The organism is Mesorhizobium sp. (genome assembly GCF_004962925.1).
Taxonomy (GTDB): domain Bacteria; phylum Pseudomonadota; class Alphaproteobacteria; order Rhizobiales; family Rhizobiaceae; genus Mesorhizobium.
The window spans coordinates 14,226-14,655 of the sequence record NZ_SUEO01000064.1 but is presented as its reverse complement, the minus strand read 5'-3'; the positions used below and the strand labels follow the sequence as shown (position 1 = coordinate 14,655).

Below are 430 nucleotides of genomic sequence, written 5' to 3'. Positions count from 1 at the left end.
GCGCAGATACTCCGCCGAGTGGTAGCAATCGTGCGCCGCAGCCAATGACGGAAACTCGATGATCACGTTGCGGTCACGGCCCGGGCCTTCGGCCTTTTCGTGCGCGCCGCCACGCGCGAGAAATTTCGCGCCGAAACGATCGAAGGCCAGTTTGGCGGCAGCAACATAGTCCTTGTAGCCTTCCGCATCGCGCACGTCGACGCGAGCGATCCAGTATCCCTTGGGCATGCTTTTTCTCCTGGTTTTTGGCCGTGCGCGGACCGATTTTGAAAGTCGCTCCGGCGAGATGGCTGGGGGTGTTTTCGAGAACCGGAGCGGAGCGTACTTAAAGTACGTGAGCACCGGAAGCGGAGAAAACGCCGCCAGACGGCCGCCGGAGTGGAGTTTCGGAATTGGTCCTTAGGCCGAGCGCATTTCGTCAAGGATCGCT

At 60.5% G+C, this 430-nt stretch carries 1 protein-coding gene; it reads right to left on the bottom strand.

Annotated elements, in window-relative coordinates; all coding sequences use genetic code 11:
- Window positions 1-228: DUF1330 domain-containing protein (locus E5W87_RS15060; protein WP_292398613.1), on the bottom strand; the 228-nt coding region annotated here is incomplete at its 3' end.
- Between the last annotated feature and the right edge of the window lie 202 nt (window positions 229-430).